At 45.8% G+C, this 23,635-nt stretch carries 22 protein-coding genes; 3 read left to right on the top strand and 19 right to left on the bottom strand.

Annotated elements, in window-relative coordinates:
• Positions 1-97 precede the first annotated feature (97 nt).
• The 19 genes from Q0614_RS09285 to Q0614_RS09375 form a co-directional block, all read right to left on the bottom strand.
• A complete protein-coding gene (locus Q0614_RS09285; protein ID WP_298788240.1) occupies positions 98-1,171 on the bottom strand; it encodes a glycosyltransferase in 1,074 nt (357 codons plus the stop codon).
• A gap of 2 nt (positions 1,172-1,173) precedes the next feature.
• Complete coding sequence (locus tag Q0614_RS09290) at positions 1,174-2,382, bottom strand: O-antigen ligase family protein (RefSeq protein ID WP_298788242.1); 1,209 nt, start codon at positions 2,380-2,382, stop codon at positions 1,174-1,176.
• Between the two features lie 29 nt (positions 2,383-2,411).
• The gene (locus Q0614_RS09295) at positions 2,412-3,635 is read right to left on the bottom strand and encodes a glycosyltransferase (RefSeq protein WP_298788244.1); all 1,224 of its coding nucleotides are present in this window, start codon (positions 3,633-3,635) and stop codon (positions 2,412-2,414) included.
• Positions 3,632-4,447: a polysaccharide deacetylase family protein gene (locus Q0614_RS09300; RefSeq protein WP_298788246.1), complete on the bottom strand. Its 816-nt coding sequence runs from the start codon at positions 4,445-4,447 to the stop codon at positions 3,632-3,634. Before Q0614_RS09300 ends, Q0614_RS09295 begins: the two co-directional genes overlap by 4 nt.
• Positions 4,444-5,631 (bottom strand): O-antigen ligase family protein, encoded by a 1,188-nt coding sequence (locus tag Q0614_RS09305; RefSeq protein ID WP_298788248.1) that lies wholly within the window; start codon positions 5,629-5,631, stop codon positions 4,444-4,446. Before Q0614_RS09305 ends, Q0614_RS09300 begins: the two co-directional genes overlap by 4 nt.
• Entirely contained in the window at positions 5,628-6,704 is a 1,077-nt protein-coding gene (locus tag Q0614_RS09310) for a glycosyltransferase family 4 protein (RefSeq protein WP_298788250.1), read from the bottom strand. Before Q0614_RS09310 ends, Q0614_RS09305 begins: the two co-directional genes overlap by 4 nt.
• Positions 6,701-8,158, bottom strand: a complete 1,458-nt coding sequence (locus Q0614_RS09315; protein WP_298788252.1) for an ELM1/GtrOC1 family putative glycosyltransferase — start codon at positions 8,156-8,158, stop codon at positions 6,701-6,703. Before Q0614_RS09315 ends, Q0614_RS09310 begins: the two co-directional genes overlap by 4 nt.
• Positions 8,128-9,009, bottom strand: a complete 882-nt coding sequence (locus Q0614_RS09320; RefSeq protein ID WP_298788254.1) for a lysophospholipid acyltransferase family protein — start codon at positions 9,007-9,009, stop codon at positions 8,128-8,130. Before Q0614_RS09320 ends, Q0614_RS09315 begins: the two co-directional genes overlap by 31 nt.
• Before the next feature lie 59 nt (positions 9,010-9,068).
• Entirely contained in the window at positions 9,069-10,817 is a 1,749-nt protein-coding gene (gene mnmE / locus Q0614_RS09325; protein ID WP_298788257.1) for a tRNA uridine-5-carboxymethylaminomethyl(34) synthesis GTPase MnmE, read from the bottom strand.
• Between the two features lie 2 nt (positions 10,818-10,819).
• Entirely contained in the window at positions 10,820-11,575 is a 756-nt protein-coding gene (locus tag Q0614_RS09330) for a Jag N-terminal domain-containing protein (RefSeq protein WP_298788258.1), read from the bottom strand.
• Positions 11,572-13,215, bottom strand: a complete 1,644-nt coding sequence (gene yidC, locus Q0614_RS09335) for a membrane protein insertase YidC (protein ID WP_298788259.1) — start codon at positions 13,213-13,215, stop codon at positions 11,572-11,574. The genes Q0614_RS09330 and yidC overlap by 4 nt, the downstream gene beginning before the upstream one ends.
• Positions 13,205-13,558, bottom strand: coding sequence for a membrane protein insertion efficiency factor YidD (gene yidD / locus Q0614_RS09340; RefSeq protein ID WP_298788260.1), 354 nt, complete (start codon positions 13,556-13,558; stop codon positions 13,205-13,207). The genes yidC and yidD overlap by 11 nt, the downstream gene beginning before the upstream one ends.
• Positions 13,555-13,890 (bottom strand): ribonuclease P protein component, encoded by a 336-nt coding sequence (gene rnpA / locus Q0614_RS09345; RefSeq protein ID WP_366125054.1) that lies wholly within the window; start codon positions 13,888-13,890, stop codon positions 13,555-13,557. Before rnpA ends, yidD begins: the two co-directional genes overlap by 4 nt.
• Positions 13,878-14,012, bottom strand: a complete 135-nt coding sequence (rpmH, locus tag Q0614_RS09350; protein WP_005873223.1) for a 50S ribosomal protein L34 — start codon at positions 14,010-14,012, stop codon at positions 13,878-13,880. The genes rnpA and rpmH overlap by 13 nt, the downstream gene beginning before the upstream one ends.
• Before the next feature lie 75 nt (positions 14,013-14,087).
• A complete protein-coding gene (locus Q0614_RS09355) occupies positions 14,088-14,441 on the bottom strand; it encodes a hypothetical protein (protein WP_291937884.1) in 354 nt (117 codons plus the stop codon).
• Complete coding sequence (locus Q0614_RS09360; RefSeq protein WP_005873225.1) at positions 14,438-15,796, bottom strand: TolC family protein; 1,359 nt, start codon at positions 15,794-15,796, stop codon at positions 14,438-14,440. Before Q0614_RS09360 ends, Q0614_RS09355 begins: the two co-directional genes overlap by 4 nt.
• A gap of 13 nt (positions 15,797-15,809) precedes the next feature.
• Positions 15,810-17,738: a MacB family efflux pump subunit gene (locus tag Q0614_RS09365; protein WP_298788263.1), complete on the bottom strand. Its 1,929-nt coding sequence runs from the start codon at positions 17,736-17,738 to the stop codon at positions 15,810-15,812.
• A gap of 21 nt (positions 17,739-17,759) precedes the next feature.
• The gene (locus Q0614_RS09370; RefSeq protein WP_298788265.1) at positions 17,760-18,944 is read right to left on the bottom strand and encodes an efflux RND transporter periplasmic adaptor subunit; all 1,185 of its coding nucleotides are present in this window, start codon (positions 18,942-18,944) and stop codon (positions 17,760-17,762) included.
• Positions 18,945-19,008: 64 nt separating this feature from the next.
• Complete coding sequence (locus tag Q0614_RS09375) at positions 19,009-19,878, bottom strand: EamA family transporter (protein WP_298788267.1); 870 nt, start codon at positions 19,876-19,878, stop codon at positions 19,009-19,011.
• Positions 19,879-20,028: 150 nt separating this feature from the next.
• On the opposite strand from Q0614_RS09375, the gene glmU reads away from it, so the two are divergent.
• Genes glmU through uppS form a run of 3 tightly spaced genes read left to right on the top strand, consistent with a single transcriptional unit; the run spans position 20,029 to position 23,185 of the window.
• Positions 20,029-21,330, top strand: a complete 1,302-nt coding sequence (glmU, locus tag Q0614_RS09380) for a bifunctional UDP-N-acetylglucosamine diphosphorylase/glucosamine-1-phosphate N-acetyltransferase GlmU (RefSeq protein ID WP_298788269.1) — start codon at positions 20,029-20,031, stop codon at positions 21,328-21,330.
• The gene (gene coaBC, locus Q0614_RS09385; RefSeq protein ID WP_291937896.1) at positions 21,323-22,504 is read left to right on the top strand and encodes a bifunctional phosphopantothenoylcysteine decarboxylase/phosphopantothenate--cysteine ligase CoaBC; all 1,182 of its coding nucleotides are present in this window, start codon (positions 21,323-21,325) and stop codon (positions 22,502-22,504) included. Before glmU ends, coaBC begins: the two co-directional genes overlap by 8 nt.
• A gap of 3 nt (positions 22,505-22,507) precedes the next feature.
• Entirely contained in the window at positions 22,508-23,185 is a 678-nt protein-coding gene (uppS, locus tag Q0614_RS09390; protein WP_298788271.1) for a polyprenyl diphosphate synthase, read from the top strand.
• Positions 23,186-23,635 lie beyond the last annotated feature (450 nt).

The following is a 23,635-nucleotide window of genomic DNA, read 5'->3' on the forward strand; positions in this document are numbered from 1 at the left end:
CACCCGCGCTTTACGACGCCTCAGCGGGGACGCCACCAGTTATACCGCAGCGAAACGCCAGCTGCAGCGGCAAAGATCAGAAAAGCTACAAAATAAATCATCTGAATTTTTCTCCGTTTTTATAGACGAACTCGCGCCACTCGTAAGGCTCGCTAAGCGTCAAGCCAAACGTCAGCTCCAGCATAAATTTAGATACGCGCGTAGCATTTACGATTTCTAGCGCCCTAGCTCGACCATTTTTGCCGATAGCCTCGAAACTTCCGTTTTGCAAGCATTCTTTGATCTTGGCAAAACAATCCTTTACATCGCTAAAATATACGACATCGCGCCCATCGATAAAAAGTCTATCCAAGCCCCTTATAGCGGGACTGAATGTGCAAACTCCACACCCCATAAATTGAGCCATTCGATCGGATGAGTATAAAATTTTATTTTGATTCGGTTTCCAAACGCCGTCATCCGCGTTAAAATTTATCGCTATTTTAGAGCGCGAAATTTCTTGCTGAAACCGCTCACCAAATATAAAGGGCTCGTCTAAACTTCCGTAAATTTTAATCTTTATGCCCTCTTTGGCGCATAGTTGCTTTAGAGTCTCGATAAATTCCTTTCTGTTAGGCAGGTAGTCGTTGCCGATATAAAGGACGTCGTAGCTCTTTTCCGACTCAAAATTCCTATCGAATGCGGCATCCGAGATATTTGGCATAAACGAAACTAGGGTGTTTGGATTGCGGCGCGAAATTTCCGCTAGATCCGTAGCATTAGTGCAAAAAAACGCATCGGCTAGGGAAATTTTATTAAAATCGCCGCTATCGGCGCTTCTTAAATCTGCATACCACTGGATTATTTTGATCTTCGGCAGTAGCTTTTTGATGCGGCTTAGAGTATCAAATTTTATCTTTTCGACCTTGCCGATTAAAAGCAGATCGGCGCCGATGTTTTCGCAGATACGCACGAGTTTGGCGTTCATTTTAGCTAACCCGCTGTTTTTCAGCCCGCAAAAGCGCAAGCTCCGCTCCCAATCGCGGTAGCTAAAATCATAGACGAAGTGCCCGCCGCGAACGAGTCCGTGGCTGATCTTGCGCTCCATGCCGTAGAAAAAACTACCGTCGTCGTATTCGTTGAAAATGCCGCAATGCACGATTTTTAGACTTTTATTTCTCTCTTTTGACACGGCTATTTATTTCTCATACTATTGCTATTGTTATTTATTCGGCTTGCATACAGCAGGGCAGAAAAAACTGCTATATAGCTCAAAATAGGTTTATTTACAAATGGAGAATGATCAAATTGAAAAATTACTAAAAAATATATAAAAATAGTAGAAATTTTGAATTCTTTATAGCAAAACGAACTATAAATATTATAAACTATGCCTAAAAAATAAAATATCGCACCAAAAAATCCGGTATAAAGTATAATCTCTAAAATCATATTATGAGCCATGCTATAGCTTGGATCGATGCGAATAGCTCTTTCCGGAAGATTTAAAAATACATCTATCCCCCAACCAAATATAGGTTTTTGCATTATCATATCAATGCTATATTTCCAGATAGCATATCTTCCCGATGAATTTCCTTGGATTAGATCACCGAACCTTTCTGATAGGCTTTCTATATTTAGTAATACAACCAATACAAGAAATGTTAGTGTGACAAATATTAATATTAAATTTTTATTTCGCTTAAAATTCACAATGCAATAGAATAAAGTAGCAAAAAAAGCAGCTACCCATGAGGAACGAGAAAACGTAAATATAGTAAAAATAGATAAAATTGCGCAAAACACCAATTTAGCAATAGGCTTTTCTATAAAAATAAATGAAAAAATAAAAGCAAATCCCATAAACATTCCATAGACATTACGACTTATAAAGCCCCCTGTAAAACCACCTTGTACTTTATCTAAAAACGCATTATTACTATCTGTGGCGTTACAAATTCCGGTAACAATAAGCAGAGCAAACGAGATGACTATAAAAATTATAAACTCGGTAATATTAAATGCTTTAATAACATAAAAGTAATAAAGAGCTAAAAATAAAATACCGTATCGGAACGTAAACAAAATTGATGTCTCCCAACTTCTACTATTTAAGTATTCCGGATTAATAAAGTTAGATATGAATTGAGCTACAACTATGCCTATAAACGAAATCAGCAAAATATTAATATCCTTTAATAAATCAGATATTATATTAAAATTCTTTTTATATATAATATGACATAAAAATATTACATCTAAACCTACCCATGACACTTGGTAGAAAGAATTTTTAAAAGGTATAGAAATCAATAACATTGCCATAAAGAATTTTATGGATATCGTGATAACATCATATTTTAAATCGACCGATTTAATTCTAAAATTATTTAATTTCATAACTGGTATAACCCCCTAATTTTTAAATTTCAATCAAGTTCTTCATAATATTTTTTAAGAAAAGTAATATAATTTTGCAATCTTAAAATATCTCTAAATCCAACATGTTTTTTACAAAAATCCCCAACAAATTTTTCATATTCTGTATAAATTTCATAAATTTTATCACTTAAATTTTCGACATTGTATAAAAATTCTTCATCTAGAATCTCTGGAATTCCGCCCACGCGGGTAGATATCAGCACGGGCGAATAAAAAATACCTTCGATCAAAATCACCGGAAAGCCCTCCTTGCGCGAGCTGATGACGTGTAGGTGCGACGTGCTCAGAACCGCCGCAACGTCGTCGCAAAAGCCGCATAGCCGCACGCGGTCCTGCAAATTTAGCGAATCGATTAAATTTTGCAAATTTTGCCTCTCGCCGCCCTGCCCGTAAATTTTAAGCTCGAAATCAAATTTTAGCTCGCTTGCGGCGCGGATCAAAAGATCAAAACCCTTGATCTTATCGAGCCTGCCGACCGCGACGATGCTAAATTTAAAATTTTCCGCCGCCGCGTTTGCGCCCTGTTGCAATACTAATACACTGCTAGTCTTATTTTGCGATGCGTCCGCATCCAAAGCCCTATCTTGCGACACGCCCGCCCTGCCAGGCATATCTTGCGACGCAAATGCAACGCCAGGCGTATCTTGCGACACGCCCGCAGTACCAGCCGAGCCGTCGCGCGCATCCTTTGTTTCCTTGAGCGCTTCGTTTGCAGCACCTTCCGCGTCCTTGCAGCGCGCGAGAATTTCATGATTTGCAAACTCCAGCCGCGGCTCTATGCCGAAATATATCACCTTTGCGGCATGATTTATCGTGGTTGCGACCTTTCGCGAGGCTGCGATGACGTTTCGCACGCGATCAAAAACGGGCGCCTTGCGGTCGTTGTGCTTGGTTGCGACAAGTTTAAGATTTAAAAATTTTTCTACCACAAAGCCGATCTGCGCGGCTTTGGCGCCGTGCGAATGTAAAATTTCAAATCCGCCCGAGCGTAAAAACCGATAAATTTCAACGAACAAAAACAGATTGTAGCGCTTGTCGCGGCTTTTGTACTCATAAATTTGCACGCGAGCATCCAGACGCTGCAAAAACTCGCATCTATCGGGCACGATAAGTGCTACCTGCTCGCTTTTGCAAAGCTCATTTAGCGAGTCGATCACGATCTTTTCGACGCCGCCGTAAAATCTGGAGCAGCAAAGATAGGTGATTTTCATCTATTTCTGCCCTTTTTCATCTTCAAAATGAAGCTAAAAAGCCCCTGCCTGCCGCTAACCATGATGCGCGGAATTTCAAAATTTGAGTAGTGTGGGCGCAACACGTCGTTTTGCGTCGTGACGGCGCAGCTAAAGCCCGCCTCGCGCGCGCAGCGCACGCTAATCTCGTCGTAAAAACCGAACGGATAGGCAAAAGCGCTGCAAGAAATATCAAATTTCGCCTCTATTTCGCGCTTTGATTCGCTCATCTGACGCAGCTGCTCTGCCGCACCCAAGCTAGGCAAGTTTGCGTGATCGAGCGTATGCGAGCCGATCTCTATGAGGCCGCTTTGTAAAAGCTCTCGGACCTCATCATCGCTTAGCATCTGCTCGCGATTTAGCTCGTCGCTTGATTTTTTCAGATCCTTATCGGTCGCCCAATTCCCGTCAAAGCGCCGGTTCACGATGAAAATCGTCGCCTTAAAGCCGTATTTTTGAAGTATCGGCAGGGCGTCCGTGAGATTATCGCGATACCCGTCGTCGAAGGTAATGCAAACCGCTTTCGCAGGCTTCTCATTCAAACTCGCAAGCTCGCTTAGAGTGTAGCTCGTAAAGCCGTTTCGCTTCAGCCACGCAAGCTGTTTTTCAAACGCGGCGGGGGTTACGCGTAGGCGGTTAAATTTAGAGGCATGCTTTGGCAGATGCTCGCGGATCATATGATACATCAGCACGCGCGGATACTCGTAAGGCAGATCCTTCGCCCACCACGCAAAGCGCAGGCAAAACCACGCAAAAAGCGCCGCAAAAGCCAAAACCGCCGCCGCGTAGATCATCTCTCAATCCTCATGCGATAAGCCAAAAAGCTCAAAATCGTAGCCAGACTTAGCGCCTCTTTCGATAGATACGCGCCGTGATCGAACTGGCAATCTATCAAAAGATAGATTAGAAGCGTAAGAATCCCAAACTGCCTGCTTTGAACGCACTCCTTAAAAACGCTAAATAGGATCGCGCCGTAAAAGATGAGCCCGAGCACGCCGCTATAAAGTAAAATTTCTAAAAATAAATTATGCGGTGCGTTGTATTCGGGATGCTCAAGAACCGGTGAGCCCGGCAAATTTATATATGAGCCCAGTCCGTAGCCCAAGATAGGCTTTTCTTGCGCCATTTCTAAAATATAGCTCCAAATCACGGTTCTGCCTGAGGAATCGCCGCTAAATAGCGCTGCTAGCCTTTGCTCAAACGACGGCGAAAGCGCAAGCAAAACGGCAAAAATCGCGATGAAACCCACCGTGAAAAGCAGGTATTTTTTGTTTAAGCTCTTTAAATTTAGCGCGCTATAAAACGCAAGCGCACAAAACGCACCGACCCACGCCGCTCTGGAAAATGAAAAGATCATAAAAAACGCAAATAAAAATAGAGCCGCAAATTTAAGCGCCAAAGGCCGCCGTATCGCCACCGCGCTAAGGCAGAGCCCAAAGCCCATAAAAAGCCCTAAGATATTGCGGTTCGAAAGCGATCCGCTAAGACCTCCGCGAACAGAATCGCTTGAAAAGACGATTGCGTCGGGGCTGTTTACAAGCTGATAGATCACGCTCGCCGATAAAATTCCAAGCCCCACGAACAAAAAGGCGAAAACGGCGTTTTGATCAAAAAATTTGAGCTTGTAAAAATAGCAAAGCGCCAAAAATATTGTGCCGTATCGAAGCACGAAAAATAGCGTGCTCTGCCATGCTTTTTTTGAGATAACCACCTCGTTTAGGAGGTTTGAGATCGCTAGCGTCGCCACTAAACAGACGAAGCAGATCGCGATAAATCGCGTTTTTTTCAAAATTTCGCTTAGAATTGCGTAGCTTTTAAAATACAATAGATGCGCTAAAAAGAGTAAATTTAGCGCCGCAAAGGAGATCTGATAGACCGCGTTTTTAAAAAACAGCGACGCGCACCAAAGAAGTAGCAGCGTTAAAAATGTGATCCTCCAGCCGCTAAGCGCGCCGTTTTCGTAAAAAAATTTTTTCATATTAAACTCTCATAAACCTTTATCGTTTTTTCTACCATCTGCTCTAGGCTGAAGTTTTGCGAAACGTAGCCGTAGCCGTCAAATTTCAGCTCGCGCGCGGGAGCAAACAGCCCCGCCAGCGCCTGCGCGTCGCCCACGTCAAAAAAATAACCGTTTTCGCCCTCTTTTATGATATCTAGCGCGCCGCCGTGGCGGGTCGCGATCACGGGGCAGTTGAGCGCGATCGCCTCAGCCATCGAGCGCCCGAAGCTCTCGGGCTTGCTTGAAGCGCTTACCGTGACCGACGAGAGCGAGTAAATTTCGGCTACCTTGCTCTGCGAACCCGTAAAAATTACTCGCTCGCAGAGACCAAGCCCCTCTACGAGCGATTTTAGCTCGGAAAAATACTCGTCGCGACCCGTTCCCACGCCGCCTACGATCAAAATTTTAAGATTTTGTTCGCTTGCTAAAGCCGCGGCGCGGATCAGGGTTTTGTAATCCTTAATCTGCGTGATACGCCCCACGGCAGAGACGATGAAATCATCCTGCGCGAGGTTAAAATTCTGCCGAAATTCCGCGATAAAGCGCTCGTCTAAATTTTTGGGATTAAATTTTACTAGATCGATACCGCGCGGAATAATAGTGATCTTGGCCGCATCCACGCCGTAGCTTCGCACCACGTGATCGCGCGCATAGCCGCTAGGGCAGATGATCGCGTCCGCATCCGTCATGATTTTACTGTAGAAATTTACAGAATTTATCCCATGCACGGTGCTTACGATCTTTGCTTTGGGGCGAGCAAATTTAACCAGCCACGCCGGCACGCGGGAGCGGACATGCACGATGTCTGGAGAAATTTCGTTTAAAATTTTACGCAGCTTTAAAACGCGCGCCGGAGCGCTTAGGATATTTTTGGAGCAAACGTCGAGCTGTACGTGCACGCCGCCGTCTTTTTCTATTTCGGGTGCCAATTTGCCGCCGTTACTGATAACGAAATTTTCGATGCCGCGCCGCGCAAACTCTCTATTTAGCTCGACTACGCCGCGCTCGACGCCACCTTCGTTCAGCTCTGGCAGGATTTGCACAACCCTCATATTTTTATCTCCCTCACAAACGCCCCAAGATCGTACTTCGCAGTCTTTTTTAACGCTTCGTCATAGCGCCTAGCATGTCCCGTAGAAACGAGAGCGCTTATAAAATCGTCAAATTTATTATGAGCGTCTTTGCGTTTTAAACTCAAAATGGCTACGCTCGCACGCCCGTTAGATACGGCCTCGCTTATCATCGAGACGCTGTCCTCGCTGATAAAGACCCACTCGCACTGCGCTAAAAAATCGCCGATCGGATTTACGGGCTTGCGGCTGTAAATCACGCTGTAATCCCAGCTAAGCTTAGCTAGCGCGCTCTCGGTAGCCCTCGGCGTGCGCGGAGAGGTCGTTAGCGCAAACTCGCAGTCCGCAAACTGCGCCCTCACGCCCTCGATCTGCTTTAAAATTTCATCCCCCATCTCAAAGCAGAAATTAGGCCCGCCGATGATAAATCCGATGGATTTGCACTGCGGCTGATACAGCCCCTGCGGGCGCGAAAAGCTAAGCGAGACGGGCGAAATTTTAAGGTTCGCGCGCGACGTCGGGCGATCATGCGCGCCTGCGATGATGATGCTAAAATCCTTGCGGTAGCCTTTCGGATACATCAGTGCGACGCTCGGCTTTGCGTATCTGCGCGCGTAAAATTTTAGCGCGTAATAGGTCGTGGAGCCCGCGCCTACGAATAGATCGAAATCTGCGAAATTTAAATTGCGATCTGCCGAGGCGTCTAAATTTGCGCTATCTGATACGGCGTCTGAATTGGTGCCATTCGGCGCGGCATCTAAATTTATGCTATCTGATGCAGCGGAGCTGTTTAGAGCGGAACTATTTAAATTCGATCCGTTTTTGAGGTCCACCGCCGTGCCGCCCTCGCCGAGGTCGCACTTAAAAATTTTAAAATAAAGCCCGAAAAAATCAAGCGCGTAGGAGCATAGTTTAAGAAGCTTGTTTGCGTAAGCGATCTTGCAAATGCAAAAATCAAGCCCTCTTAGCTCGCAAAATGCGATGCTTTGGTTCTCGTGCCCCTTGCGGCCGTCGCTTAAGATGAGTGCTTTGCGATGCGAATTTTTTGCTGCGGGCGGATTTGCGCAGGAGCTTTCGCTGTTTAAAATTAAAGAGCCGCCGCCTGCGCGCCACGCCCAGCTTGGAGCACTTGATCTTAAATTTTTATCGCTAAAGCTTTCACGGCGTAAAATGTAAGAGGAGCCGCCGCAAACCGATATGAAATTTTTGAGGTCTAAATTTTTGCCTGCTGGCACGGCGGCGGCGATCGCTACGAAATTTTCGCGATTTAAAATTTTACCTTCTCGCGCGGCGCTGCCTAAATTTACGGCGCTTTGCTCTTTTGCAAAAAGGCGCGAGCCCTGCGACGCGGATAAATTTCTCGCGATGCCCTGTCTGCTCTCGCCTTTTAAAATTTGCCGCGCCATCAGTCCATCTTCCAACGTTTGTGTATCCAAAACCACTGCTGCGGCGCGGTTCGCACGACCTCTTCGAAAATGTCGTTGCACTTTTGCGTGATAAATAGCTCGGCTTCGTCCTTATTTAGCCCTTCAGGTAGCGGCGGGAAATCCTTGATCACGATCTCATAGCGATCATCCTCTCCGCGACGCGCAAAAATGGGTATCAGCACGGGGCGAAATTTCAAATAAAGCGACGCGATGGTCTTTGTGGTGTAGCACTGTCGTCCAAAAAAAGTCGTAATCAGGCTATTTTTAGGGCCCGGCTTTTGATCGGGCAGGATGCCTACGTTGCGCCCCTGCTTTAGCGCCTGCACGAGCCTGCGCATCGCATCGTCTTTATAAATGAGGTCGTTGCCGTAGCGCTCGCGAAACGGCGCCACGAGCCGCTCTTCGATCAGCTCGTTATCACTGCGACGCCCGACTACCGAGACAGGAAAGCCATTGGCGCCGAAAAAATTAGCTAGAATTTCCCAATTTCCAAAATGCGCGGTAAAAAATAAAATCCCGTGCGGATTATCACCTTTTAGCTCTCGGACGCGCTCTAGCGCCTGCTCGCCGTTTGAAATCAGATCATCAAATTTTAGTCTGCCATTGTAAAATAAAAGCGTGTCGGTAAGCGTTCTAGCGATACTGCGAAAATTCTCGATCGCAAGAGAGTGAAGCTCACTTTCGCTTTTTTGCGGATAGGCGGCGCGAAGGTTATCCTGCGCGACTTTAACGCGCCTACTAAGCTTCCACGATGCAAAAAGTGCGAGCTTATCGAAAAATGCGAATATGAAGCTTTTCGGCGCGAATTTTGCAAATTTTATCAGACCCAGCGCCAAAAAATATTGGATTTTTTCCTTCATAAAGACCTCATTTTAAATGCGAGATTATATTGAATTTTGGCTAATTAGTAGCTAAAACGCTATTTGCCGAGGCAAAAATTGCTAAACATTTCGTCTAGAATTTCATCTCGCTCAAATGGACGCGAAATACGTGCAATCGCCTCAATCGCGCGATTTATCTCAAATGCAAAAAGCTCAAGCTCGCCGCAAGCTAGACGCTCGCTCGCATTTTTAAGAGCTGCAAGCGCGCTCTCGCAAGATAGAATTTGCCGCTCATTGCTTAGCATTAGTCCGTCGAAATTTTGAGAATCTAAATAGCTCTCAAGCGCGGTTAAAATTTTATCCACACCCTCGTTTGCAGAAATTTCAAGTGGCGTAAAAATGGAATTTGCTTGGGTAGTTTGCCTAGCGGAATTTTTTGCAGAGCTACTAGGCGCGATGGAATTTGCAGAATTTTGTTTGGAATCATCCTGCGTGAAATTCTCCGCAGCACAGCTTGCAGTAACGCGCTCGGTATTGGGCGACGCTAGTCCCGCTTTTGCGGCGAAATTCTGTTCCTTTGGATTTATGGAATTCGCAAGGGCTATTTGGCTTGTAGGCGCGGAATTTGTGGAAGTAAAATTTTGCGCGCTTAAGTCATGTTTTAAATTTTTAGCTTTTAAATTCTGCGCGCAGGAATTTAAAAAAACATCGCAGGTCCGACTTTGCTTTAAATTTTCGGCTGTGAAATTCTCTGATATGGGATTTTCGGCTGCGAAATTTTTTTCAGAAAAAGCCTCTAAATCCTCGCCAAGATCCTCCGCGCTAGGATGAAATTTACGCGACAAGTCACATTTATTTAAAACGTAGATGATTTTTTTGTCTTTTTGTTCGCGCAATATTTTTAGGATCTGCGCGTCCTCGGCGTCCCATTCGCGACTTGCGTCAAACACTGCCAAAATCACGTCTGCCTCGCTTGCAGCGCGAAGCGAATATGAAATGCCGATACTTTCGAGCTTTGAGCCGCCGTGTCTGATACCTGCAGTATCGACTATACGGATTAGATGAGTGCCTATCTGCAGGCTTTCTTCGATGAGATCGCGCGTAGTGCCCGCTTCGTCGCTCACGATAGCGCGACTAAAGCTCAGCATAGAATTTAAAATGCTTGATTTACCGACATTGGGCTTACCCACAATCGCTACTTTAAAGCCCTCGATCAGTCCCTTGCGGCTGCGGCTGATGCGAGTGATTTTTTCTAGCGAAGCGATATTTTGGCTAAGCATTTCTTGCGAGTTTTGCAGCACATCAGAAGGCAGATCGTCCTCCGCGTAGTCGATGCAAACCTCGACAAAAGCTAGCGTCTTAACCAGAGCTGCGCGCAGATTTGCGACGAAGTCTGCCAGCTCACCCCGCAGGCTACGCGCTAAAGCTTTAGCCGCACTTTGTGAGCGAGAATTTATAAGATCGCTTATGGCTTCGGCTTTACTAAGATCCATTTTACCGTTTAAAAACGCTCGCTTACTAAACTCGCCCGGATTTGCTATGCGCGCACCCAGAGCCAGCACGGCATCTAACGCCAAGGATGAAGCCGTAAAGCCGCCGTGGGTCTGCACTTCTACGACATCCTCACCGGTAAAGCTATGCGGAGCTTTAAAATATATCAAAATCGCCTCGCCAAACGCTTCGCCGCTCGTATCAAAAAGATTCACAAGCGTGGCATAGCGAGGGCACAAAGAGCTGCGATGTGAAAGGCTTAGAGCGATAGATAGCGCTTCCTCGCCTGAAATTCTAACTATGCAAATTCCGCCGATGCCGTGAGCCGTAGCGATAGCGGCGATAGTCTCGCTCACGATTAGCTTTTTTCGTCTACGATGACGATTTTGCCGCTACGCGTGGATTTGATACCCACGAAACGATCCGGATATGCTTGTTTTAGCTTGTCGGCTACGATTTTGATAAATGCGCCATCAAAAGCCTTCGTGACGATACGCTCATTTCCAGAGCGCTCCACGAGCGCATTTACATAAGAATCGATAAATCGTTCTTGATTTTGTAAAAATTCCGCGATTTCAAAAACCACAGCAAGATCATATCTAATGCTGATCCAGTTATAAATCATATACGAAAGTGCCTTGTAGCGGTGTCCTTCTTTGCCTATCAAAAGCGCGCTATCCTCGCCTTGCAGCTTGATATAGACGGTATTTTCGTCGATTTTACTAACATCGCTAACTTCGATATTAAACTCGCTTGATCTAAAAAGTGCAGATAGCTTTTCTTTGATATCGGATAAAATTTCATCCGTCACAACGCCCTTTTGCTTTTCTTTGCGATGTTTAGAATGCGTGGTGCGAGGACTTTGAGACTCTGATTTGTCGTCCTGCCTTCTCTCTGCTTTGCCGACTTTATTTTGCGGAGCGTTAAGTTCCGGATTTTCGCTAAATTTCTCCCCTTCCAAAACCGCTTCTATTACGGCATTTTTCTTAAAAAAGCCCAAAAATCCGCCGCTTGGATGCTGTAGCACGCGCACGTTAAGCTGCGTTACCGAGCATCCCAGCTCAGCTGCTGCTTTATTATATGCGTCTTTTAAATTTTCTGCTTCAATTATCATGACTTTTTCTCCGCTATTTGAGCTTGTTTATGCCTAGCAAAGGCTTTATTAATGACGTATTGCTGGATAATGGAGCAGAAATTATTTACCGTCCAGTATAACGTAAGACCCGCCGGGAACATTACGAAAAATACCGTAAAAATGAGTGGCAAGAATTTCATCATCTTCTCTTGCATCGGATCGGTAAACGTAGTCGGCGTGATTTTTTGCTGCAAAAACATCAAAATTCCCATCGTAATCGGCAGGATGTAATATGGATCTTTAAGCGACAGATCGTGTATCCACAGCGCCCACTCCGCACCCTTTAGCTCGATCGCATTAAGCAGCACGCGGTAGATCGCGAAAAATACTGGAATCTGAAGCAGGATCGGCAAGCAGCCGCCCATCGGATTGGCACCGTTTTTCTTATACAGATCCATCATATGCATCTGCAGCTTTTGCTTATCGTCCTTATATTTTTCCTGAAGCTCCTTCATCTTAGGCGCCAGATCTTTTAGCTTATTCATCGATAGCATTCCCTTGTAACTTAGCGGGAATAAGATTAGGCGGATGATGAGCGTAAGCACTACGATCGACCAACCCCAGTTACCGATATAGCCGTGCAACCAGTTTAGAAATTTAAACATCGGGCGGGCGATGAAGGTAAACCAGCCGTATTCGATAATGTGCGTAAGAGCAGGATTTATCGAGCTTAGCGTCGCGTGATCTTTCGCGCCGATATAGCCTGTAAGACTAAGATCGCCGTCCGAGCTTATGAAAACCTGCGAAATTTTATCTGCGTCAGTCACGGTCACATTCAAGCTTTCTCCGTAAAATAGCGTCGTATAATAACGATCCGAGCTCGCAGCAATATTTGCGCCACTTATTCGCTCGTTTTTATCCACGTCGCCATCTTTAAAAATTTCTACGCTTTCGTTTATAGCCTGCGAGCCCGTAAAAAATGAAGCGATTTTATCTGAAATTCCAGCGTCGCCCGGTTTTCCTACAATGACGCCGTGAACCGTATAGCTATCTACTTCTACGTTCGGACGCGAGCCAGGGCTGATGAAATAACGCGCATTGCCGCTTAACTTTAGATCCAATTTATAACTACCATTTGGATAAAAGGTAAGAATTTTATTTATGCTAACGGCGCCCAAACTTTGACTTAACGTAACGCTAGCCTCTCCATTTCGTGCGTCAAGCTCGTTAGATGAGGCGCTGTAAGGAGTATCGAAAGCCATCGCATTCAACGCCGCGTCCTCGAAGCGCATCTCAAGCGGTTTAGAATGTGATTTAGGATCGATCAAATTTATCGCATCGCCGTTTTCGTCACGGAATTTAGCATCGTTTAGTATATACGAGCTTATGCGACCGAGCCCGTCGATCGTAAAATTTGCTTCTTTTCCGACTACGCGTACTAACGGTGCAGAGATGGAATTTGAGGTATTTAAATTTGCTCCCTGCGCGCTCACGCCAGCGGCAGTAGTTTGCGGAGCGGACTTGGCGGCATTTTTTTGAGCGATTTGCGCCGCGGTTGCATTTGCCTCCATTGCGGCGCGAATTTTTGATAAATAAAAATGATCGTAAGCTACAAAAAATATGAGCGCAGTTGCTATTGCGATAGCAAGGCGCTTTGATTGAGGAAGTTTATCTAGCACTATTTTCTCCTAGTCGTATGACGTAATATCTATTTTTTTTATATGGTATAAACCAAAGCTTAAATTTCTCCGCGCGTGCGTTAAAGCCGCCTTCGCAGGCTTTTGAAAATACGCAAAATTTGAAATTTCGCGCGATTATCGGATAATCTATGCCACCGCTAAAGAGCGGATTGCACCTTAAAATTCTAGCCGCTACAGCGCAGAGCGCGCCAAAGACGCCGTTAAACTTAAACTCATAAAGCGCGTATTCCGAACAGCTCGGATAATAACGGCAACAGCGCGGTAGCAAAGGCGAAATAAATTTTCGATAAAACCCGATCACAGCTATAAAAAATCTCTTCATTTTACTGCGCCGATCTTTTTAAACGCCCATTTTAAATTTCGCTCAATGTCTTCAAAGCTCATATCTATGATCTGCTTTTTTGCGATTAATATAAAAATTCCGCTAACAATGGCGTCTTTTTGATTATAAAACGCTGCGCGCAAACGCCTTTTGGCGCGGTTTCGCGTGACCGAATTGCCTATTTTTTTGCTGGCGACCGCGCTAAATCTGCGTTGCTCGCTCGCCAAAAAATACACAACAGCGCATTCGCAATGCCACTTCGCCGCACTTTTATAAACCTCCGAAAAAACCCTGCTATCGCTTATTGCAGCAAATTCGCCTACGCAGCCAATCTTCTTCTGCCTTTAGCGCGTCTTGCGCTTAAAACTCTGCGGCCGTTTTTTGTTTTCATGCGGACGCGAAAGCCGTGAGTGCGCTTTTTAGGGGTATTGTGAGGTTGGTACGTTCTTTTCATAACTGTTCCTTTAAGAAAATGTAAAGCGGAGATTTTATAGAAACTTTACTTAAAAACCGATAAACAAAAGCAGCCCTAGCGCCGATAAGCGTCGCCTTGCAGCTTTTTACGGCGCAATTTTAAGTCCTTCTCATTTTTATTGTTTCGCTCCTTGATGTCTTGCATCGGCTGTTTTTTCATCGAAAAATCATCGTGGTCGCCTACGCCTTTTGATTCACGTTGCAAATTATTTTGCAGGCTTTGCCTATCTAGTTCATTTTTTTGACGATTTAGCAGAATTTCACTATGGTTTTTCTCAAATTCTGATTGTTTATCGTTCGCAACGTAAGCGCTGGCACCAAAGCTTACTGAGTCATCTTGCGCGCTTAGTGCCGTGGAATCAGCAAATATTGCGCCGCAAAGCAGCCAAAATATCAAAGCCTTTTTCATTTGCGTTTAAATTTGCCTGCCATTGCGCGATAGATCGCTGCCTCGTTTTGAAGCGTCAAATATCTTTGATTTAGCTCGTTTATCTTGGCATTTACGGCGTCGGTGCGGGCTTCTAGCATATCCTTCAGCTCACTTGAGCCAGCTTCGTATTTCGCGGCGTAAAGATCGGCAATGCGCGCCTTTTCATCGTAAGCAGCGCTTAAATTTTTAAGGCTAGCCAGATTGATCTGGTAAATTCTATATAAATTTAGCACCTCATTCGTAGCGTTAGAGAGCGTCTGTTCGTAATTTACGACGTTTTTGCGAAAAGCGATCTCCGAAATTTTAAGGCGGTTTTCAACCCTCGCATAATCCAAAAACGGCAAACTTATGCTTACGTTGCCACTTAAAAAATTTAGCTTGAAGCTATCGTTAGCGCTCACGCCTTGCCCGTTAGTAAGCCCTGCACCTAAATTTACGCTAGGAAAGAAATTTAACTTAGCGGTCTGTTCATCATAAAAACTGGAATTTAGCCTAGCGATCGCAGCTCTAATATCTGGGCGGTTAGCAAGCGCCGTGTAAGGCACATTTAGATCAACGCCTTGGAATTCTATGGAATTTATCGAATCGGTGTTATCATCAAATTGCAAGCTGGAGGAGATGAGATTTCTCATATATTTATGATTATCCTCGATATTTTTTTGAATGCTTAAGACCTTGTTTTCAAGCCCTAGGATAGAATTTTGAATCTGCCTGTAATCAAGCTGCTCGGACTTGCCGTAGTCGTATTTTGCCTTGATTATTTTTTCGATCTCTCGGTAATCGCTTAAATTCTGTTTTGTCCATTTTAGTGAATCGTTTAGATAAAGCATCTCGAAGTAGCCGCTGACTACGGAATTTATAAGAGTCAGGCGAGTATTTTCAAGGTCAAACTCGCTGGCTTTAGCGTTCCAGCCCTCGGCATTTACCGCCGAGCGGATCTTGCCGAAAAGATCAAGCTCATAGCTTACGTTAAAACCAGAGCTATAGGTTTTGTTCCAATTCGAGCCGGTGCTTATGTCGCGATTAGCGCCCGCACTCCACGAGCTGCTTAGCGTAGGAAAAAGATCAGCCCTGCTTAGCCCTAAATTTGCATAAGCACTCTCAACGTTTAAAGCCGCTGTTTTTAGATCATAGTTATTCGCAAGAGCTTGATCTACAAGCTTATTTAGGTATGATTCGCCATATTTTTTATACCACAGCGTATCGATTTCATAGCTTGCATTTTCGTCCTTGAAATGCTCTACAGGTTTAAATTCGACCTCACTTTGATTTGAGGCACAACCGCCGATAAAAACAGCTAAAACGCCGCTTAAAATTACTTTGGAATTTATCATTTTCTCTCCTTGTTTATTCTTGTGCTAAAGCATCTATCGGATTTAATCTGCTGGCGTTTCTTGCCGGCAAATAGCCGAAAACTATACCGATCGCAGACGACGCCGCAAAGGCAATCACGAAAGGCGCAGTAGTAAATTTCATCGCAAAATCCGGGCTTATGGTATTAAACGCAAATCCAAGCGCCAAAGCGATTAAAATTCCTAAAGCTCCGCCGAGCGAGCAAAGCAAGATCGCCTCTATCAAAAACTGCTGCAAAATGTTGGATTGCTTCGCGCCGATCGCCATTCTGATGCCGATTTCGCGCGTGCGCTCGGTAACGCTTACGAGCATGATATTCATCACGCCGATGCCGCCCACGACGAGTGAGATCACCGCGATTGATGAGATCAGAATCGTCATCGTGCCGGTAGTGCTTTGTATTGTTTGTTTGATAGTATCTGCGTTCATCGTATGAAAATCCCGCGAACCGTGTCTTTGGATAAGTAGCTGAGTTAGGCTCTCTTCGGCCACTTGAGTATTGACATCGTCTTTGATTTTGATGGTGATAGAGCTGATTTTTCGATTGCCCGTAATTTTATTCATCACAGTTGAATACGGCGCGTAAATTCTTAAATTTTCGTTGCTTCCGAAGGCGTTTTTATCCTTGCCCGAAACTCCTATAATCTTAAGTGGCTTACCCGAAAATAAAATCGTCTTGCCGATCGGATCTGAATTTTTAAAAAATGTTTTTTTAGTGTTTGGATCGATAATCGCGACGGAGGCAGAATTTTTAATATCGTCGTCGCTAAAATTTCTACCATCTTCTATATCTATGCCATTAACCGCCAAAGAATTCACGCCGCCGCCGCGCAGTTGAGCCTTGGAGCTTAAATTAGCATATGTTGCCGTACCGCTTGCAGAAGCATTTGGTGTGGCATAATCGACGTAGGGCTGGCGCGCCAAAACTTTAGAATCGCTTATCGTAAGGGTGCTCACGAAGCCCGCACGCACATCGCCGAAATTTTTACCAGGAAAGATATCGATCGTATTGGTGCCAATTTTACGGATCTCGGATAAAATTTTCTCCTCCGAACCCTTACCGAGAGCTACTACGCAGATAACAGACGCAATGCCGATGATGATGCCTAACATCGTCAAAATCGATCTTAGTTTATGCGAAAATATCGCGCTAATGGACATTTTAAAGCTCTCGATGACCTGATCTTTGCAAAATACAAAGGAATTTTTCGTTTTAATCTCCTCTTTTTTGCGCTCAAAAATCCGCTCGGCCTTTCTTTTATCGCTTAAAATTTTACCGTCTTTGATCTCGATGATACGATCCGCAAATTCCGCAATATGCGCGTCATGCGTAACTATGATGATGGTGTGGCCCTCTTTGTGTAGCGCCGTTAAAATTTGCATCACCGTCTCGCCGCTTTTGCTATCAAGCGCGCCGGTAGGCTCGTCTGCCAAAATCACTTCGCCGCCGTTTATTAGAGCGCGGGCAATACTTACGCGCTGCTGCTGTCCGCCGCTAAGCTTGCTCGGTAAATTTTTAGTGCGATCGCCAAGCTCCAGCTTATCCAAAAGCTCCACCGCCCGTTTCGTCCGTTCGCTCGCCCCTACGCCTGCATACACCGCAGGCAGCGAGACATTTGCGGTCGCGTCCATCGTAGCGATGAGATTGTATTTTTGAAAAACAAAGCCAAATTTTTTACTTCTAAGCGCCGCAAGCTCGTCGCCGCTTAAATTCGCAGTCTCGCGACCTTCGATCTTATAGCTTCCGCTGCTTGGCGTATCGATGCAGCCGATTATATTCATCAGCGTCGATTTTCCGCTTCCGGATTGCCCGATTATCGATATAAACTCGCCCGCTTCGATATTTAAGCTTACGTCCTTTAGTACGTGGATTTCGTTATCGCCGAGAATGAATTTTTTGTTTATATCTTTAAGCTCTAGCATTTTCACACCATAAAATTTTAACTAAAACACCATCGGAGGCCCGTCCATATTTAACGGCGCGGCTTTTCCGTCGGCGATAAGCACCTCATCTTTTTCATCCAAACCGCTTAAAATTTCAGTATTCAGATCGTCGCTGACGCCCGTTTTTACGTATCGCTGCTCGGGCTCTTTGCCGTTAAGTACCGTGACGTAATCACCTCCCCCGTCGCGCTTAATGACGGAGGTAGGCAGGTAACTCGTATTGTTCGCTTCGCTTACGATTATGTTGTTTTCGGTCGTCATTCCGATCTTTAAAAAATCGTTTTCGTTATCCACGAGCATCTTTGCGTAAAAATAGATCGCGCTATCACTGCTGCTCGAAGAATAGGACGAACCGCTAGAGGTTTTATCGTAAGTCCCGTCGCTAAGCGTGGTAAGACCTGGATCGATCTTGTAAATTTTAGCCTTTTTGATATTATCCAGATCCGATAGTATGGAGTATTCTACGTCCATTCCGACCTTTACTTTGGATATATCGCCCTCTGCGATCTGCATCTTGATCTCCATCTTGCTTAGATCGGCGATCTTTACGATCGTAGGCGTAGTTTGGTTGGAATTTACCGTTTTGCCCTCCTCTACCGGCATCGAAACGATCGTACCGCTTATCGGAGCCGTGATCTTGGTGTAGCCGAAATTTGTCTCCGCCGTGCTTAGCTGAAGTTTGGTCTGCTCGATCTGCGCCTCGATCTGCTTCTGCTCGGCTTCCTTTAAAGCGGCGCTATTTCTGGCGTTTTCCACAGCCTCCTTGGAGGCGGCGTTTCTTTTATACAGCTCAAGCTCGCGGTTATACTGCGTTTTAGCGTTTGCCGCGGCGATCTTTGCCGAAGCTAAATTTGCTTCGTGGATTAGAAGCTGTGCCTTTTGCTGCGCGATCTCGTTTTCTTGAGTAACCGAATCGATCTGCGCTATCATATCGCCCTTTTGAACCTTATCGCCAACTTTGACGTAGAGCTTTTTGATCTGACCGCTTACCTGCGCGCCCACGTCGACCAAATCCCTGGCATAAACCTCGCCCGCAGCCGTCACCGTGCCTCTGATGCTGCCCTTCTCAAGCCTTGTGGTAAGGGCCTTCGGCGCTTCTTCTTGCTTAAAAAATTTGCCGTATAAGAAATATATCGCAATGACTATGAGCAGGGTAAAGGCGATAAATTTCAAGGTTTTTTTCATTTAGCCAACTTCAAATAAAATAAGGGCTAATTCTAATGTAAAAATATAAAATTTTAGTTAAATACTAAATTCTTTGCTCGCGCAGGGCGTAAAATTTCATAATCTTTTTATGCAAAATTAGTGAAACATAAATCAGCGCTGAGCCCGCAAGTAGGCGCGCCAGATCGGCATCCTTTTGCCAAAATACCAAATTTACGATGATCGCTGCGGGGATGAGCGCATTATTCATAATCGCAAGCACGCCGCTATCGACTTCGCACGCGCCTTTATTCCATAAAAAATACCCCAAAGCGCTAGCTACCGTACCCAGATACACGATCACTGCGCCTTGCGAGAAGCTGGGATTAAATTTAGAAAAATCTCCGAGCACGATCGCGGCAATCGCCGTAATCGCGGTAGCTCCGACAAAAAAGTAGCCGAAAAGCTCCTTCTGCTCGCTAAAGCCGTGGCGCTCAAGCATAAATTTATACGCGCTCTGTCCGAGCCCGAAGCATAAATTTGCGCCTTGCACGAGCAAGAAACCCGTCAAAAACTCGGAATTTATCGCGCCGAATTTGATCACCAAAGCCCCGAGCACCGCGACAGCGACGCTGAAAAGATATAGCGCGCGAAATCTAAGCTTAAGCGCATCGTAAAGCAGCGTCACATAAAACGGAGTAAATATCGTAAAAAGCGCCACTTCATAGACCTTCAAATACGCAAAGCTGCGGTAGTAGAAGATATACATCACGCCGATCTGCACGGCGCCCACGGCGCAAATTTTAAGCGCCAAGGCTAGATTTACGCCACGAAATTTCATAAACGGCAAAAAGCAAATTAGCGCCAACGATACGCGCGAAAACGCCAAATACGCGCTGTCTATGCCGCGCAAAAACTCGCCTATCAGCGAGAAACTAAATGCCCAAATACAAGTAACCAAAATCAGTTTTTTCAAAACGTCCGCCTAAGCTTTAAAATTTAGGCGGAATTTTATAAAATTTTAGTTGAATTTGGGATTTAAATTTCGCCCGCGCGGCATAAATTTAGGTTTTTATTTATTTTAAATGTGTTAAAATTATCCGATTTTTGAAATTTAAGGGTAAAAATGAACGACGTTTCGGTTATAGTTCTTGCCGCAGGGCTGGGCACTCGGATGAAGTCGCAAAAAGCCAAGGTTCTTTTCGAGCTTTGCGGCGAGCCGATGATAATCCACATCTTAAAGAAAGCTTACGAAATTTCAAACGACGTGAGCGTGATTTTACACTATCAATTCGACGAGGTTAAAAGCGCGGTTCTAGCGCAGTTCCCAAACGCTAAAATTTACAAACAAGATCACGAGCGCTTTCCAGGCACTGCGGGCGGGCTAAAAGAGGTCGAAATCCGCGGAGCCAAAACGCTCATAATCTGCGGCGATATGCCTTTGGTAAAAAGCGCCGAGCTTCGCAAACTCTGCGAGGGGGACGCGGAGGTAAATTTAAGCGTTTTTAGCGCGCGCGATCCATTCGGATACGGCCGCGTAATCACCCGCGGCGGCGAAATTTTAAAGATCGTCGAGCAGAAGGACGCAAGCGAAGAAGAAAAAGCGGTAAAAGACGCAAACGCCGGCTGCTACTGCTTCAAAAGCGAGGCATTGAAACAGATTCTGCCGCAGATCAAACCAGATAACGCGCAAAAAGAATACTACCTCACCGACGCGATCAAAATCGCCAAAGATATGGGCTTAAAATGCGCCGCCGTGTGGGTGGACGAGCAAAATTTCATGGGCATAAACGATAAGTTCGCCCTCAGCATCGCCGAAAATTTAATGCAAAACGAGATCAAAGAAAATTTGATGAAGCAAGGCGTTTTGATGCGCCTACCGCAAAGCATCTACATCGACAGCAGAGCAAAATTTATCGGCGAGTGCGAGCTGCAAGAAAACGTAAGCATCATAGGTCCTTGCGTGATCGAAAGCTCGCTCATCAAAAGCGGCTGCGTCATCGAAGATAGCGTCGTAAAAAACTCAGACATCGGTCCGATGGCACATCTGCGTCCAAAATGCGAAGTTATAGGCACCCATATCGGAAATTTCGTCGAGCTTAAAAACGCGAAAGTAAACAAAATCAAGGCGGGGCATTTAAGCTATCTTGGGGATTGCGAGATCGATGAGGGCAGCAATATCGGCTGCGGCACGATTACGTGCAACTACGACGGCAAGAAAAAATACAAAACGATAATCGGCAAAAACGTCTTTATCGGCTCAGACACGCAGCTTGTAGCGCCCGTGCGGGTGGCCGACGACGTTATAATCGCCGCGGGCACGACGGTTACGAGCGATGTTCCGAGCGGCGCGCTGGCGATCAGCCGAAGCAAACAAATCAACAAAGATGGGTTTTTCCATAAATTTTTTAGGAGCGAAGATGAGTAAGAAAAAGGTTTTACTGGCGGTTTGCGGGAGTATCAGTTTTTACAAAGCGTTTGAAATTTTATCCGCTCTGAAAAAGTCGAATTTCGACGTCTATGTCGCGCTTAGCGACGGCGTGCAGGAGTTTGTCAGCTACAAGGCATTCGAGGCGCTGTGCGATCACCCGGTGCTTTGCAAAGCCAACGAAAACTGGCAAGCGGGCATCAACCACATCGCTTACTCCAAGGTGGATTTGGTTTTGATCGCGCCTGCGACGGCAAATACGATAAACAAGCTCGCGTGGGGCGTCTGCGACAATGTATTTTTAGAGGTGCTAAACGCGGCTTTCGCCCATGCCAAGGTAGTCATCGCGCCCGCTGCGAACCCCGCGCTGCTTGAAAATAACATCACGAAAAACTGCATCGATATGCTAAAAGCAAGCGTCAATGCGTATTTTGTGGATCCGATAGAAAAAACCCTAGCTTGCGGCGATACCGGCAAGGGCGGGCTAGCGAGCACCGAGGCGATTATGCAAACGCTAAAGCGCGCGCTTTACAACGATAAATTTTGGGAGGATAAAACCGTCATCATCACCGGAGGCGCGACGATCGAAAAGATCGACAGCGTGCGCGGCATTACGAATTTCTCCAGCGGCAAAACCTCCAAAGCGATTGCCGACGCGCTGTTTTACCTAGGCGCGGACGTGACGCTGATCTCTAGCAACGAATATGAAAATTTACCGTACAAGCTCGTTAAATTTGAAAGCACTATCGGGCTAAAATCGGCGCTTGACAGCACAAAATTCCCCGACGGCGCGTATTTGATAATGGCCGCCGCGGTAAGCGACTACTCACCGAAGGTGCGCTATAAAGATAAGGTAAAAAAAGCCGAGATCGGCGAAATTTGGAATTTACGCCTGGGCGAAAACGAGGATATCTTAAGCTCCGTGCGCGGAAATATCAAAAAAGTGGGCTTCAAACTCGAAACTGACCGCGAAAACGCCGTCGGCGAGGCAAAACGCATGCTCAATGAAAAGCACCTTGACGCCGTCTGCCTAAACGTGCTGGACGACATCATCAAGCTCGGCGGCGACGTCCTTAAGGTCACTTTCATCACGAAAAACGATCAGGTCGTAATCGACACCGCGCCGAAGGACGAAGTCGCCCTAAAAATCGCGGCTGAGCTGAAAAAAATCTGATCCGTGAATAGCCTAAATCATCTCGCTCTTGTGATGGACGGCAACGGGCGCTGGGCGAAAAAGCGCGGTTTGCTGCGCACCGGCGGGCACGAAGCGGGCGCGGAGGTTGTGGAGCAGATCTGCGAGTTTTGCATCGACGAAGGTATCGCAAACCTCACACTCTACGCCTTTAGCACCGAAAATTGGAAGCGCCCGAAAAGCGAAGTGGAATTTTTGATGAAACTGCTGCAAAAATTCCTAATCTCTCGCCGCGAAAAATTTATCCAAAACGGGATAAAATTCTATCCGATCGGCGACATATCGGCTTTTGAGGGCGATCTGCGAAGCGAGATCGAATATCTTTCAAATTTAACTCAAAACGGGCGAGCGCTAAATTTTAACCTAGCGATCAACTACGGCTCGCGCGACGAGATCACCAGGGCGTGCGAGCGGCTACTTGCAAGCGGCGAGCAACTAAGCGAAGCGGGCATCGGCGCGCATCTGGATACCGCGCACAGCGGCGACGTGGATCTGCTGGTGCGCACGGGCGGCGAGCAGCGGCTGTCGAATTTCTTGCTCTGGCAGGCGAGCTACGCCGAGCTTGCGTTTACGCCGACGCTGTGGCCCGATTTCACGCGCGAGGAGCTTGCGCGCATAGTGGATGATTTCCGCCGCAAACAACGCCGCTTCGGCGGTCTTTAAGCTGCGGCGCGGTCGCTCTGTCGGTCGCTTTAAATTTTAAAATTTTAGTTTGCAAGAACCGCCTGCGACGCAGTAAATTTTAAAATTTAATCTGCTGGCGCTCGCGATACCATGAAATTTTAAAATTTCAGGATTTTAATTTACGGCGCCATAAAATTTAAAATTTTAATACGTAGGCGCGCGGCGCCGTGAAATTTCAAAATTTTAGAATTTTAAATTTCGCCCTTTTAAATTTAAAGCTCTAGTGCGAGCCGTGTTGCGCGGCGCGGTAAATTTACGCGGCGCGAAATTTTAAAATCACGCCGCCGTTCGCGCAAAGACCGAAAGGGGGGCTATGAGCTACTACATACAGTGTGGTTGCGGCAAAAAGCTTACGAAAAAGCCGATGAAATCTATAAGATGCCCAAGATGCGGCAGCGTGTATAAAAAACCAAAGAAATTTATACTCGC

The sequence above is a fragment of the uncultured Campylobacter sp. genome, assembly GCF_937997595.1.
GTDB lineage: Bacteria > Campylobacterota > Campylobacteria > Campylobacterales > Campylobacteraceae > Campylobacter_B.